The 13,418-nt window shown below is 72.5% G+C and carries 14 protein-coding genes; 3 read left to right on the top strand and 11 right to left on the bottom strand.

The annotated features are described in order from the left end of the window. The 3 genes from hemA to ABTY20_RS33455 form a co-directional block, all read right to left on the bottom strand. Nucleotides 1-1,082: glutamyl-tRNA reductase (gene hemA / locus ABTY20_RS33465; protein ID WP_352000911.1), on the bottom strand; the 1,082-nt coding region annotated here is incomplete at its 3' end. Next, complete coding sequence (locus tag ABTY20_RS33460) at nt 1,079-1,843, bottom strand: redox-sensing transcriptional repressor Rex (RefSeq protein ID WP_352000910.1); 765 nt, start codon at nt 1,841-1,843, stop codon at nt 1,079-1,081. The genes hemA and ABTY20_RS33460, both read right to left, overlap by 4 nt. A 300-nt stretch (nt 1,844-2,143) precedes the next feature. Beyond that, a complete protein-coding gene (locus tag ABTY20_RS33455; RefSeq protein WP_352000909.1) occupies nt 2,144-2,422 on the bottom strand; it encodes a glutaredoxin family protein in 279 nt (92 codons plus the stop codon). A 104-nt stretch (nt 2,423-2,526) separates the two neighbouring features. Here ABTY20_RS33455 and ABTY20_RS33450 point away from each other — a divergent pair, with 104 nt between their 5' ends. From ABTY20_RS33450 to ABTY20_RS33440, 3 genes are all read left to right on the top strand, one after another. Further along, nucleotides 2,527-3,438, top strand: a complete 912-nt coding sequence (locus tag ABTY20_RS33450) for an HAD family hydrolase (RefSeq protein WP_352000908.1) — start codon at nt 2,527-2,529, stop codon at nt 3,436-3,438. Nucleotides 3,439-3,992: 554 nt separating this feature from the next. Further along, the gene (locus ABTY20_RS33445; protein WP_352000907.1) at nt 3,993-4,823 is read left to right on the top strand and encodes an ECF subfamily RNA polymerase sigma factor, BldN family; all 831 of its coding nucleotides are present in this window, start codon (nt 3,993-3,995) and stop codon (nt 4,821-4,823) included. Nucleotides 4,824-5,075: 252 nt separating this feature from the next. After that, nucleotides 5,076-6,323 (top strand): DUF5667 domain-containing protein, encoded by a 1,248-nt coding sequence (locus ABTY20_RS33440; protein ID WP_352000906.1) that lies wholly within the window; start codon nt 5,076-5,078, stop codon nt 6,321-6,323. An 84-nt stretch (nt 6,324-6,407) separates the two neighbouring features. Here the strand turns inward: ABTY20_RS33440 and ABTY20_RS33435 are convergent, their stop codons facing one another. The 8 genes from ABTY20_RS33435 to ABTY20_RS33400 all read right to left on the bottom strand — a co-directional run bounded on the left by ABTY20_RS33435 (nt 6,408) and on the right by ABTY20_RS33400 (nt 13,308). Beyond that, nucleotides 6,408-7,478 (bottom strand): 1-acyl-sn-glycerol-3-phosphate acyltransferase, encoded by a 1,071-nt coding sequence (locus tag ABTY20_RS33435; RefSeq protein ID WP_352000905.1) that lies wholly within the window; start codon nt 7,476-7,478, stop codon nt 6,408-6,410. A gap of 14 nt (nt 7,479-7,492) precedes the next feature. Beyond that, nucleotides 7,493-8,554, bottom strand: coding sequence for an NAD-dependent epimerase/dehydratase family protein (locus tag ABTY20_RS33430; RefSeq protein ID WP_352000904.1), 1,062 nt, complete (start codon nt 8,552-8,554; stop codon nt 7,493-7,495). Nucleotides 8,555-8,736: 182 nt separating this feature from the next. Further along, nucleotides 8,737-8,835: a 30S ribosomal protein bS22 gene (locus ABTY20_RS33425; protein WP_003948845.1), complete on the bottom strand. Its 99-nt coding sequence runs from the start codon at nt 8,833-8,835 to the stop codon at nt 8,737-8,739. Nucleotides 8,836-8,989: 154 nt separating this feature from the next. Next, nucleotides 8,990-9,202, bottom strand: a complete 213-nt coding sequence (locus tag ABTY20_RS33420) for a helix-turn-helix domain-containing protein (RefSeq protein WP_352000903.1) — start codon at nt 9,200-9,202, stop codon at nt 8,990-8,992. 129 nt (nt 9,203-9,331) lie between these two features. Continuing rightward, nucleotides 9,332-10,147 (bottom strand): phosphatase, encoded by an 816-nt coding sequence (locus ABTY20_RS33415; protein ID WP_352000902.1) that lies wholly within the window; start codon nt 10,145-10,147, stop codon nt 9,332-9,334. Between the two features lie 88 nt (nt 10,148-10,235). Further along, nucleotides 10,236-11,408: an acetoin utilization protein AcuC gene (locus ABTY20_RS33410; RefSeq protein ID WP_352000901.1), complete on the bottom strand. Its 1,173-nt coding sequence runs from the start codon at nt 11,406-11,408 to the stop codon at nt 10,236-10,238. Next, nucleotides 11,359-12,591: an MFS transporter gene (locus tag ABTY20_RS33405; RefSeq protein ID WP_352000900.1), complete on the bottom strand. Its 1,233-nt coding sequence runs from the start codon at nt 12,589-12,591 to the stop codon at nt 11,359-11,361. Before ABTY20_RS33405 ends, ABTY20_RS33410 begins: the two co-directional genes overlap by 50 nt. 60 nt (nt 12,592-12,651) lie before the next feature. Beyond that, nucleotides 12,652-13,308 carry an HAD family hydrolase gene (locus tag ABTY20_RS33400; protein ID WP_352000899.1) on the bottom strand — a complete coding sequence of 219 codons (657 nt, stop codon included), beginning with the start codon at nt 13,306-13,308 and terminating at the stop codon, nt 12,652-12,654. Between the last annotated feature and the right edge of the window lie 110 nt (nt 13,309-13,418).

Genomic DNA, 13,418 nt, shown 5'->3' with positions numbered 1-13,418 from the left:
CCGGTCCGGCGGCGGTCGACGGTCGTCCCCGCGGCCCACGCGGCGTGCTGCTCCAGCGTCGCCGCGTCCATGCCGGCGACGGCGGCCTCCCCCATCACGGAGAAACCGGGCCGCACGGCGGACAGGTCCAGCGGGCAGCCCTCCTCCGCGCCCACGGAGGTGGGCGGCAGCGGGGCCTCCTCGGTCCGCGCGGGTGCGGCGGCCGGCTGCGCGCCGACCCGGTCCCCGACCCCCGCGGCGACGGCGTCGGCCGTGAGGACCAGCCCCGTCGCGCCGGTGCAGGAGACGACGACGTCGGCACGTGTCAGCTCGAACGGCACCGAGCCCATCGGGACCGCGCGGGCCAGCACGTCCGTGCCGTCGCCCTCGGCGCGACCCCGTCCGTACTGCTCCTCGAGCAGGTGCGCGAGGCGCTCGGCGCGCTCGGGCGTGCGGTTGGCGATCACCACCTCGCCGACACCGACCCGCGCGAGCGTGGCCGCGGCCAGCGAGGACATCGAACCGGCGCCGATGACCAGGGCCTTCTTGCCCCGGGCCCAGGTCTCGACGGGCGCGCCGGCGGCCAGCTGCTCCAGGCCGAAGGTGACCAGGGACTGCCCGGCGCGGTCGATGCCGGTCTCGGAGTGGGCCCGCTTGCCGACCCGCAGCGCCTGCTGGAACAGGTCGTTCAGCAGCCGCCCGGCGGTGTGCAGTTCCTGGGCGCGGGCGAGCGCGTCCTTGATCTGGCCGAGGATCTGGCCCTCGCCCACGACCATCGAGTCCAGTCCGCAGGCCACCGAGAACAGGTGGTGGACGGCCCGGTCCTCGTAGTGCACGTAGAGATAGGGAGTGAGCTCCTCCAGGCCGACCCCGCTGTGCTGGGCGAGCAGCGTGGACAGCTCGGCGACACCCGCGTGGAACTTGTCCACGTCGGCGTAGAGCTCGATGCGGTTGCAGGTGGCGAGGACCGCGCCCTCGGCGGCGGGCTCCGCGGCGACCGTGTCCTGCAGCAGCTTGGTCTGCGCGTCCGCGCTCAGCGAGGCCCGCTCCAGCACGCTGACCGGCGCGCTGCGGTGGCTCAGTCCGACGACGAGGAGGCTCATGCCGGCATCACGGCGGGGACGTCCCCGTCGGGCCCCTGGTCGGTGGTGTTCTCCTGGCGGGTGGCGGCCGGGACGGCGGTGGTCTCGGCCGCGGCCTCCTCGCCGGCCTTGCGCTGCTCGTGGAAGGCGAGGATCTGCAGCTCGATGGAGAGGTCCACCTTGCGCACGTCGACCCCGTCCGGGACGGTCAGCACGGTCGGCGCGAAGTTCAGGATGGAGGTGACGCCGGCGGCCACGAGACGGTCGCAGACCTGCTGGGCGGCGCCGGCGGGGGTCGCGATCACGCCGATCGACACGCCGTTGTCCCGGATGATCGCCTCGAGCTCGTCGGTGTGCTGCACCGGGATCCCGGCGACGGGCTTGCCGGCCATCGCGGGGTCGGCGTCGATCAGCGCGGCGACCCGGAAACCACGGGAGGCGAACCCGCCGTAGTTGGCGAGGGCGGCGCCGAGGTTGCCGATGCCGACGATCACGACCGGCCAGTCCTGGGTCAGGCCGAGCTCGCGGGAGATCTGGTAGACGAGGTACTCGACGTCGTAGCCGACGCCCCTGGTCCCGTACGAGCCCAGGTAGGAGAAGTCCTTGCGCAGCTTCGCGGAGTTGACCCCCGCGGCGGCCGCCAGTTCCTCCGAGGAGACCGTGGGCACCGAGCGCTCGGAGAGCGCGGTGAGGGCGCGGAGGTACAGCGGAAGGCGGGCGACGGTGGCCTCGGGAATCCCTCGGCTACGGGTCGCCGGTCGGTGAGTTCGGCCAGTTGCCACGGTGCTCCTGCGGGTAGAGCGGGGCTTCAGGCGGTCATACGTCAGGTCATACGTCCCCGGACCGCCCCGTCGCATGCAGGCTATGCCTTTGTGAACGCGTGCACAAAGATTGTGTCCGATTTGCCCGGCCAACGTGACCGGGGTCACGCGCCCCCGGCGCACTCGCGGGGAACCGGCGCACGAACGCCACCGTCCCTTTTCTTCTGGGGGCAAAACCGCACACTCTCCTCTGTGAATCCCGCCCCCGAGACCTCGTCACCATCGATCCTAAGCGACTTCCGGCTGATTTGGACCGGTCGGTCAGTCGGTGAGGGCCCTGCGGAGACGGCCCTCGTCCACGCGCCAGAAGGTGTGCTGGCGGCCGTCGACGAGGACGACGGGGATCTGCTCCCAGTACGCGTCGTGCAGCGCCCGGTCCTGGGTGATGTCCTTGTGCTCCCAGGGCACGCCGAGCTCCCCGCACACCTTCTCCACCACCGCCTGCGCGTCGTCGCACAGGTGGCAGCCGGGCTTGCGGACGAGGGTGACGAGCCGGTCCCGGGGGGCGGCCGGGGTGTTGCGGCGGAAGAGAGGGCTCATGACGGCCATTGTCCCGCGCGGCGCGACACCCCGGACGCGCGCAGTTCACGGTGTCCGGACCGCTCGGTCCCGGAACCGCCGGACGGACTGGCTATGCTCACGCCATGGCCGCTCTCGGATGGCTCACCCCCCGTAGGCGCCCCGCCACGGCGCGAAGCGTCTTGGCAGGCGAGGCCTCGGCGGAGGCAGCACGCAAGTCCACCCAGGAGATTTCCGAACGCGAAGCGGAGTTCCCGGTCGTCGGGGACGAACGGGCCGCCGCGTTCTTCGACCTGGACAACACGGTGATGCAGGGCGCGGCCCTGTTCCACTTCGGGCGGGGCCTGTACAAACGGAAGTTCTTCGACACCCGCGAGCTCGCCCGGTTCGCCTGGCAGCAGGCGTGGTTCCGGCTGGCCGGGGTCGAGGACCCCGAGCACATGCAGGAGGCCCGTGACTCGGCGCTCTCCATCGTCCAGGGCCACCGCGTCTCCGAGCTGCAGTCCATCGGCGAGGAGATCTACGACGAGTACATGGCCGAGCGGATCTGGCCGGGCACCCGGGCGCTGGCCCAGGCGCACCTCGACGCGGGACAGCGGGTGTGGCTGGTCACCGCGGCACCGGTGGAGATCGCCCAGGTGATCGCCCGCCGGCTGGGGCTGACCGGGGCGCTGGGCACGGTCGCGGAGTCGGTCGACGGCGTGTACACGGGCAAACTGGTGGGCGAGCCGCTGCACGGGCCTGCGAAGGCCGAGGCGGTGCGCGCGCTGGCGCTCGCGGAGGAGCTGGACCTGCGCCGCTGCGCCGCGTACAGCGACTCCCACAACGACATCCCGATGCTGTCGCTGGTGGGCCACCCGTACGCGATCAACCCGGACTCCAAGCTCCGCAAGCACGCCCGCACCATGGACTGGCGCCTGCGCGACTACCGCACCGGCCGCAAGGCGGCCAAGGTCGGCATCCCGGCGGCGGCGGGCGTGGGCGCGGTGGCCGGCGGCACGGCGGCCGCCATCGCCCTGCACCGCAAGCGCCGCTGACGCCCCACCGCACCGGACCGCGGACAGCCGCACGCCCCCGTTCCCCCGGGCCGTCGTGCCGCCGGGGGCCCTCCCGCTCGAGCGAAGCCGGGAGTGGAGGAGAAGCCGGGAGGGGGGAGGCGCCCCGCAGGTGCCGGGTTGCGCGACCCGCCCCGCCACCGGGCACCCCATGACGCACGGGCCCCGGTCGCCCCCGCACCCCCGCCGAACCGGTCGCCGAGGACCGCTTCCCCCACCCCGCGCCCGAACCCGGCCAATCCAACTGCCGTACCCCGCAACCCCCTTGTTCAGTCCTCTTGGCTGCACACGGCCACAACCGGCCCCACACCCACTCGAAAACCGAACCGATCCGGTCGACAGCCGGTCAACACACCGCTCCCACATGCCCACCAAACGGCTACGGAAGCGACGTAATCGATGATTTGAGCAACTCGGTGTAGCAGCGCCAGCACGAAGCGTTATTCTCCTCAGACGCAATCCGGTACCCGAACCCAGCTACGACGGGTGAACGGTTCCGCACTGCACGTGATGGAAGCTCTGCCTCTGGGAGTCCCGTGTACCCACACGTCGGGGTTGACGCCTCGGGCCTGGCTACGCTGCGCGCGACAGTCGCGACAGCCCGAGAACTGCTGCGCGGCATCGTCCCCACCGCGCACACGGTCCCCGCGTTCGCCACCGCCCCCGCCGCCGGCCCGTGCTACGCCCTCGCCGACGGCGCCGCCGCGGTCGCCAGACGGGGACGCCCCTCCACCGCGGCCGCCGGTCCGGCCAAGGGCGCGGCCCGGGGCGCGGCCGCCAGGACGACCACCGGCGCCCGCCGCCCCGCGGCCGACAGCGACAGCGCCCGGATGATGGACCTCGTCGAGCGCGCCCAGGCCGGTGAGGCCGAGGCCTTCGGGCGGCTCTACGACCAGTACTGCGACACCGTGCACCGGTACATCTACTACCGCGTCGGCAGCAAGGCCACCGCGGAGGACCTCACCAGCGAGACCTTCCTGCGCGCACTGCGCCGCATCGGCACCTTCACCTGGCAGGGCCGCGACTTCGGCGCCTGGCTGGTGACCATCGCCCGCAACCTCGTCGCCGACCACTTCAAGTCCAGCCGCTTCCGCCTCGAGGTCACCACCGGGGAGATGCTCGACGCCAACGAGGTCGAGCGCTCCCCCGAGGATTCCGTTCTGGAGTCCCTGTCCAACGCCGCCCTCCTCGATGCCGTACGACGACTCAACCCCCAACAGCAGGAGTGCGTCACGCTCCGATTCCTCCAGGGGCTGTCCGTCGCCGAGACCGCCCGCGTCATGGGCAAGAACGAGGGCGCCATCAAGACCCTCCAGTACCGGGCCGTCCGCACCCTCGCCCGGCTCCTCCCGGACGACGCCCGCTGACCGGGACCCGCCCACCGACGGGAACACGCTCCGCGGCCTCCAACTCGCTTTGTGTGAAACCCGGTTGGCTTCCCCATTCGGCCGTCCCGCGTCCGTAACCCAAGTGCCGCGCCGCTCGTTGTGCGGGATACAGGCTCCCTGTGGTCGCCCCCTGACCGACTTCGATCACTCGATCGTGTGGCCATGCTCAGGGCGGGGGACCCCCAGGACCCCCTGGGGAGCCGACCGTGATGACGAGAGGAGGTGCCGCCAGTGATCGCGAACGTATCGGCGCACCGGCGGGCGAACGCCTTCGCCCGGGCCCTGGAGGAGCAGTCCGACCGGGGCACCGCGGCCGAGCAGCCCGAAGGACCGGCCCCGGCCCCGGCCGCCGCCGCGGAGACCGAGCGGGCCCGGATGCTCGCGCTGGCCTCCGGCCTCGGCGCGCTGCCCAAGCCGGAGCTGGACCCCGAGGTCAAGGCCGTTCAACGGGCCCAACTGGTGGCCGCGTTCGAGGCCATGCTCCAGGAAGGCACCGCCGCGGGCGAGGCGACGGACCAGGCCGTACCCGGACAGCGCTCGCGCCGGTCCGGGGGCGCCCACCGGGCGACCCCGCTGGGCAGACTGCGACCGAGGTCACGACTGGCCAAAGGGCTCACCGCGGGCGGGCTCACCGTCGGCGTCGCCGCCGGCGCCCTCGGCGGAATCGCCGCCGCCAGCTCCGACGCCCTGCCCGGCGACTCCCTCTACGGGGTCAAGCGCGGCATCGAGGACGTCAGACTCGGCCTCGCCGACGGCAGTGACGAGCGCGGCCGGATCTACCTCGACCACGCCTCCACCCGCCTCGGCGAAGCCCGCAGGCTGATGGAGCGCGAGCGCAGCGGCCCCCTCGACCACGAGTCCCTCGGCGAGATCCGCCGCGCCCTGTCCGGCATGCGGCACGACGCCGCCGAGGGCCACCGGCTGCTGCGCGAGGCGTACGAACGCAACCCGGACTCCCTGGGCCCCATGCAGGCGCTCTCCTCCTTCTCCCGGGCGCACCGCCAGACCTGGGGCACCCTGCGCGACCGGCTGCCCGTGCAGCTGGGGGACGTGAGCGAACAGGTCTCGTCGGTGTTCGACGCCATAGACGAAGACGTCGCCCCGCTGCGGTCGCTGCTCCCCCGACCCCCGGCCGACGAGGACGACGGTGCAAAGCGGCGCGCCTCCGAGTCGGCACCCGGCACCCCGTCGTCCGGCACCGACCCCTCACCGTCCCCCGGCGCCGACGGCGACGCCTCCGGCGAGAGCGGTTCCGGCACGGCCGGACCGTCGGGGTCCGCCGACGCCGACCGGGAGGGCGACGGCCTGCTCGGCGACGGCGGCGGCCTCCTCGACCCGCCCGCGAAGAGCGGCGGCCCCACCACCGCACCGCCGGCGGAGGGCGGCATCACCTCACCTCCCGCCCCCCACCTCACCCTCCCGCCCCTCCTGCCCGGACTCCTCCCGGGCCTGGGCATCGACAGCGAGGACATGGGATGAGACCGGGGGCGCCCTCCTCGGCGAAGGGCGCCCCCGACGTCGTACGCGGGTCGTGGAGTCGTGCCCCGGCGTCCGGGGGCACGCCTAGAAGAACACCGACCGCCGCTGCACCAGCAGCTTGTAGAGCGTGTGCTGGATCTGCTCCCTGACCTGATCGGTCAGGTTGAACATCAGCATCGGGTCGTCCGCCGCCTCCGGCGGATAGCCGTCCGTCGGGATCGGCTCGCCGAACTGGATCGTCCACTTCGTCGGCAGCGGGATCGCGCCCAGCGGACCGAGCCAGGGGAACGTCGGCGTCAGCGGGAAGTACGGGAAACCCAGCACCCGGGCCAGCGTCTTCGCGTTGCCGATCATCGGGTAGATCTCCTCCGCCCCGACGATCGAGCAGGGGATGATCGGAGCGCCCTGCCGCAGCGCGGTCGAGACGAAGCCGCCCCGCCCGAACCGCTGCAGCTTGTACCGCTCGGCGAACGGCTTCCCGATGCCCTTGAACCCCTCCGGCATCACCCCCACCAGCTCCCCCCGCGCCAGGAGCCGTTCGGCGTCCTCCGCACAGGCCAGGGTGTGCCCGAGCTTGCGGGCGATTTCGTTGACCACCGGCAGCACGAACACCAGGTCCGCCGCGAGCAGCCGCAGGTGACGGTCGGCCGGATGGTGGTCGTGGACCGCGACCTGCATCATCAGGCCGTCCACCGGCAGCGTCCCGGAGTGGTTGGCGACGATCAGGGCGCCGCCCTCCGACGGGATGTTCTCGACGCCCTTCACGTCGACCCGGAAGTACTTCTCGTACACCGGGCGCAGCAGGGACATCAGGACCTGGGCGGTGAGCTCCTCGTCGTAACCGAAGTCGTCGACGTCGTAGTCCCCGGTGAGCCGGCGGCGCAGGAACGCCAGCCCGCTCGCGACCCGCCGCTCCAGGCCGCCGTCGCCCGGCTCCTCGGCGGTCGGCTCCTGGGGCTGTTCGTCCTCACCGGTCACCGGGTCATCATCCTGCACGGACGCCACGCCCGGCAGGGGCTGGACCTCCCCGACCGCCGCGGGCCGCGTACCGCCCTGGCGCCGGCCGCCCGCACTCCGGCGGCGCGGAGGGCGCTGCGCCGCGCCCCCGCGGGGGCGGTGGTCGTCGTCGAAGGGAATGACCTTGGCGTCCGCCATCGTTGCTGCGCTCCTCAGTCGGCGCTCTGCGTCGGGGGGTGACCGCTGCCCGGCAGGGACAGCGCGGCGATCCGGTCGACGGCCCTCGCGAGCGTCTCCGGGGCGAGCAGCCCGGGGCCGCGGCTGCGCACGAAGTCCGCAAACGTTTCGGCAGTCGAGTACTTCGGGGTGAAGCCCAGCGTCTCGCGCATCTGGTCCGTCGACACCACCCGCCCGTGGGTGAGCAGCCGGATCTGTTCGGGTGAGAAGTCCGTCATCCCCAGCGTACGCACCAGCGAGCCCGCCCAGGTGACCGCGGGAAGCAGCAGCGGCACGGTCGGCCGGCCCAGCCGCCGCGAGCACTGCGAGAGCAGCAGCACGCCGTCGCCGGCGATGTTGAAGGTGCCGCTGTTGAGCGTGGCACGCCTCGGCTCGTGCGCACCGATCCGCAGCACCTCGACGACGTCGTCCTCGTGCACGAACTGCAGCCGGGGGTCGTAGCCGAACACGGTCGGCAGCACCGGCAGCGAGAAGTACGAGGCGAGCGGGGTGTCCGCGGCCGGCCCCAGGATGTTGGCGAACCTGAGCACGCACACGGCGACGTCCGGACGGCGCCGCGCGAAGCCGCGGACATAGCCCTCGACCTCCACCGCGTCCTTCGCGAAGCCGCCGCTGGGCAGCGACTTGGGCGGGGTCGACTCCGTGAAGACCGCCGGGTCGCGGGGCGCGGAACCGTAGACGTTCGTGCTGGACTTCACGACCAGCCGCTTGATGTTCGGGGACTTCTGGCAGGCACCCAGCAGCTGCATGGTGCCGATGACGTTGGTCTCCTTCAGCGCGGTGCGGCCGCCGCTGCCCAGCGGCGTGCCCGTCACGTCGAGGTGGACCACCGTGTCGGCGCCCGACTCGGCGAGCACCCGCGCGATGGTGGGCTGACGGATGTCGGTCCGGACGAAGTCGGCGCCGCCCAGGTGGTGCTCCGGCGGGACCGCGTCCACGGCGACGACCCGGTCCACCTCGGGGTCCCGCAGGATCCGCCGGACGAAACGGCCGCCCAGCTGACGGGCCACCCCGGTCACGAGCACGACCTTTCCCAAGATCAGCGCCTTCCTCTCGCCCTGCTCCCGACAGTCAACCTACCGGGTCGCCGTCGCTCTGTGGTGACGGCCGGATGCCCGAAGTGACGACGGCCCCGGACGTACGACCCGGACGTACGAATGGCAGTGGCCCCCCACCGGAGTGCGGTGGGGGGCCACTGGACACGCTCTCGCGCTGCCGCTTACTTCTTGTTGCGACGCTGGACGCGCGTGCGCTTGAGCAGCTTGCGGTGCTTCTTCTTGGCCATCCGCTTGCGCCGCTTCTTGATAACAGAGCCCACGACTACCCTCGCTCACTTCTCATCACTCGGTGTTTGGGCGCCATGGGCCCACACGACCTACGAGGGGCTAGCCTACCCGCCCGAGCGCTGAGGTCGTAATCGAGGTGACCGGGAAGGCCCGCGAGTGCCCGGTACGGCCCTCCCCGGATCGCCGTCAGACGGTTTCCACCCCCACGTAGCTCTCGCGGAGGTAGTCGTGAACCGCTTGCTCCGGGACGCGGAAGGACCGCCCCACCCGGATCGCGGGCAGATGACCGCTGTGCACCAGCCGGTACACGGTCATCTTCGACACTCGCATCACCGAGGCGACTTCCGCCACGGTCAGGAACTGAACCTCGTTCAGAGGCCTCTCGCCAGCTGCAGCCATGACACACCTGCACCTTCCGCACTCGACGGCCACCGGCTTCCCCTTCCGGTGACTCTTCGTCGTTGCGTGCTCACTCCCCAATGTAGGGGCGGGTGATGCGAGTGGGGAAGAGGTGCACCCGTCGGCGGCCTACTGTGACAGACGCGCTCGATCGAGCACGTAGCGCGCCAACGGCAGGTAGTCGTCGGACCGCACACCGTCATCAAGCGGAACGACGAGGGACACGCTCCCCTCGGCCTCGCCGACGAACGGGGCGGGATCGTTCACATCGGCCGGCCCGACGGCCTCGAACCCCAGCTGACCTGCCCCGCAGAGCCAGCCGTGATCTCCGATCAGCAGCCCGGGAAACGGCCCGCCGGCGTCGGCCGCCGCGGCGAGCGCGGTCCGAACCGGGAGCGGGGAGTGCGTGTGTGCGCCGGGCTCACCACCGGAGCGTTCCGCGGCCGGCCCCCGGACGAGCCCGACTCCCCGTACGTAGTCGAGGTGGTGGGTGCGTAGACCGAACCGGGTCGTTATGTCGACACAGCGACCCTGCGCGAGGGCGAGGACGACACATCCCGCCGCCGACAAGGCGTCTGCCAGGGCGGCGTAGAAACCGAGCAGCCGGTGCGGGTGACCGGTGCCCAGCAGCACCGGTTCGCCACGCTCCGCAGCGACCGCCAGCCGCCGCGCGAAGGCGTCCAGGGCGGCCAGGGTCCGTCCTGGGTCGATCGCCTCGGGGCCGGAGGTCCGCGCGGGTTCGGCCGGAACCCCGCACCTGTCCGCCACCAGGGCGAGCAATTCTCGCTCACCCCACGCCCGTTCGGGGTCCAGACCGATCAGCAGGCGCGGATCCCGGGCAGCGAACAGCCGGTAGCTCCGCAGGCTCTCCTCCCGCGTGGTGCCCACGGTCCCGGCGAGCCGGGCCGCGAGGAGATGAGCGCGGAGCTCGGCGGTGGTCTGCACGGAAGCGATGGTGCGGGACACCGGGACGCGGCGGGCCGGAAACGGCGGAACACCGCACGGTCGGCGTAACGGGGCACCCGCACGGCCGTCAGGGCAGCAGCCCCCGCAGCGGGAAGACCGCGCGCCGCGTCGCCAGGACCGCCTGGTCCAGGCGGTCCGCCGGGTCGTACCCCGCGTCCCACGGGGCCCAGGACACCGGCCACCGCCCGTCCGTCATCCGTCGCGGCGCCGGCTGCCGGGTCCGGGCGTACACCTCCTGCCGCCACCCCTCGGGGATCACCGTCGTGGGCTCCACCGGCCGCCCGGCCGCGATCCCCACCAGGTGGGTCCAGGACCGCGGCACCACCTCCACCACCGCGTAACCGCCCCCGCCCAGCGCCACCCACCGCCCGTCGGCGTACTCGTGCGCCAGTTCGTGGCACGCCGTCTGCACCGCCCGCTGCGCGTCCAGCGACACCGCCAGGTGGGCCAGCGGATCCTCGAAGTGCGTGTCGGCCCCGTGCTGCGTCACCAGCACCTGTGGCCGGAACTCCGCGAGCAGCTCCGGCACGACGGAGTGGAACGCCCGCAGCCACCCCGCGTCCCCGGTCCCGGCCGGCAGGGCCACGTTGACCGCGCCGCCCTGCGCGCCGGACGCCCCCGTCTCCTCCGGCCACCCGGTCTGCGGGAACAGCGTCCGCGGATGCTCGTGCAGCGAGACCGTCAGCACCCGCGGGTCCTCCCAGAACGCCGCCTGCACCCCGTCCCCGTGGTGCACGTCGACGTCGACGTACGCGACCCGCTCCGCGCCCAGCTCCAGCAGCCGGGCGATCGCCAGCGCGGCGTCGTTGTACACGCAGAAGCCGGAGGCGGCGCCCGGCATGGCGTGGTGCAGCCCGCCCGCGAAGTTCACCGCGTGCGGCGCGTCCCCGCGCCACACCGCCTCCGCCGCGCCCACGGACTGCCCCGCGATCAGCGCCGACACCTCGTGCATCCCGGCGAACGCGGGATCGTCCACCGTACCCAGCCCGTACGACCGGTCCGCCGCGGCCGGATCGGCCGACGCGGCCCGCACCGCCCCGATGTAGTCCTCCCGGTGGACGAGCCGCAGCGTCGACTCCCCGGCCGCCTTCGCGGCGACCACCTCCACCTCGCGGTCGAGCCCGAGGGCACCCACCAGGCTCCGGGTCAGCGCCAGCCGGACCGGGTCCATCGGATGGTCCCGGCCGAAGTCATAGCCCGTCACTGCCTCGTCCCACATCAGCCGCACGCGCCCGCTCATGCCCGTCACCGTATCGGTCCGGCTGCGCGGCGAACGACCTGGCGTACACGAGCGTCACCAGGACCAGCACCATCGGCACGAGCATCGCCCCGCGGTAGCTCCAGGCCTCGCCGAGCGCCCCGACCAACGGCGAGCCGATCAGGAAGCCCACGTAGTTGAAGACGTTCAGCCGCGCCACGGCAGCGTCCGAAGCCCCCGGACGGCCGCTCTCGAAGGCGCGCCGCCCGGCCGCCGCGAAGGTCTGGGGCACCAGCACGCACAGTCCGAGCCCCAGCAGCGTGAACCCCAGCATCCCCACCCACGCGCCGGACGCCCCGGCCACCACGGCGAACCCCGCCGCCGCCACCAGCGCCCCTGCCCGCACCACCGCCGCGGCCCCGAACCGCCGCACCCCGACGTCCCCGATCGCCCGCCCCAGCAGCGTGGTGACCATGTAGACGTTGTACGGGACGGTCGCCAGCTGCTCCGAACCCCCCAGCACGTCCTGGAGGTACTTCGCGCTCCAGTTGGAGACCGTCGAGTCCCCGATGTACGCCACCGTCATCACCAGGCACAGCGGCAACAGCCAGGTGAGGCCGCCGGCGGCCGCCCGCTCGCCCTCCGGGGCCTCCAGGGCCGGCTCCTCGTCCCCGTCGACGTACCACCGGCTGCCGAGCAACACGGCCGGCAGCAGCACCAGCACCACCGGCAGGTACGACACCCACAGCGCCAGGCCCCCGTGCGCCCCCACCCACGCGAGCGACGCCCCGACGATCCCGCCGAGGCTGTACGCGGCGTGGAAACTCAGCATGATGCTGCGCCCGTACGCCCGCTGCAGACTCACCCCGAGCATGTTCATCGACGCGTCCAGCGCCCCCACGGCCAGCCCGAACGCGGCCAGCGCCACACCGAGCCCCGCCATGTGCCCGCCCGTTCCGACGCCCAGCAGCGCCAGCAGCACCACCAGCTGGGACCATCGCAGCACCCGGCTCGGCGGCACCCGCTTCACCAGCCGCTCCGTGGCGACGCTCCCCACGCCCGCCAGGATCGGCACGGCGGCGAGGAAGACCGGCAGCAGCGCGTCGGACACCCCGTACCGGTCCTGGACGGCCGGGATCCGCGTCACGAGCAGAGCGAAGGCGACGCCCTGCCCGAGGAAGGCGAACGCCAGCGAGGACCTGCCGCGCCGCAGCACATCAGTCATGGCGGCGAGCGTAGGGCGCGGGGGTACCGGTGGGTAGGTCCGGTCAAAGATGAATCGTTCTCAGTTCCGGGTCCGTGAGAGCAGGGGGTACAGCTCCCGCATGTCCTCGAAGAGTCCTGTGGTCCCGGGGAGTCTCCCGGCGGGCGTCATCGCGGTGAACCCGTACACGTCCATCCCGGCCGCGACCGCCGCCCGGACGCCCAGTGGGCTGTCCTCGACGACCGCGCACCGCTCGGGCGCCACGCCCATCCGCTCGGCCGCGTACAGGAACAGGTCCGGTGCGGGCTTTCCCCGGCCGACGTCCTGCGAGCTGAAGATCCGCTCGTCGTCGAACCACCGGTCGAGTCCCGTCGTGCGGTGTCCCACCCGGATCCGCTCATGGCTCCCGGACGAGGCCACGCAGTACGGCACCCCGTCGGCGGCCAGTTCCTCGAGGACGTCCACGGCGCCGGCGACCGGCTTCAGTTCCCGCTCGAACGCGGCGAAGACCCGGGCGTGGAACACGTCGTCGAAGTCCGTCGGCAACCGCTGCCCGGTCCGCTCCTCGACCAGATCGTGCACCCGGTGCATGGCGGAGCCCATGTAGTCACGGATGGAGTCCTCGTACGAGGTCGGGTGGCCGAGCTCGGTGAGATAGGCGGCCAAAAGCCGGTTGGAGATGGGCTCACTGTCGACGAGAACGCCGTCGTTGTCGAAGATGACGAGGTCGTAGCGCATGGTTCGACCCTAAACGCAGGAAACCCCGCACCGAAAGGTGCGGGGTTTCCCTCAAGAATTGTTCGGCGGCGTCCTACTCTCCCACAGGGTCCCCCCTGCAGTACCATCGG

It is taken from the genome of Streptomyces sp. NPDC126497, assembly GCF_040302425.1.
Lineage (GTDB): Bacteria > Actinomycetota > Actinomycetes > Streptomycetales > Streptomycetaceae > Streptomyces.
Note: the sequence above shows the minus strand (reverse complement) of the source record. Positions and strands in the feature narration are given on the sequence as shown.

Bases quoted from the DNA above. Each gene is read 5' to 3' on its own strand.
- ABTY20_RS33455 (WP_352000909.1), bottom strand. From the start codon at position 2,422: ATGAGCCCTCTCTTCCGCCGCAACACCCCGGCCGCCCCCCGGGACCGG.
- ABTY20_RS33450 (WP_352000908.1), top strand. From the start codon at position 2,527: ATGGCCGCTCTCGGATGGCTCACCCCCCGTAGGCGCCCCGCCACGGCG.
- ABTY20_RS33435 (WP_352000905.1), bottom strand. From the start codon at position 7,478: ATGGCGGACGCCAAGGTCATTCCCTTCGACGACGACCACCGCCCCCGC.
- ABTY20_RS33420 (WP_352000903.1), bottom strand. From the start codon at position 9,202: ATGGCTGCAGCTGGCGAGAGGCCTCTGAACGAGGTTCAGTTCCTGACC.
- ABTY20_RS33410 (WP_352000901.1), bottom strand. From the start codon at position 11,408: ATGAGCGGGCGCGTGCGGCTGATGTGGGACGAGGCAGTGACGGGCTAT.
- ABTY20_RS33405 (WP_352000900.1), bottom strand. From the start codon at position 12,591: ATGACTGATGTGCTGCGGCGCGGCAGGTCCTCGCTGGCGTTCGCCTTC.
- ABTY20_RS33400 (WP_352000899.1), bottom strand. From the start codon at position 13,308: ATGCGCTACGACCTCGTCATCTTCGACAACGACGGCGTTCTCGTCGAC.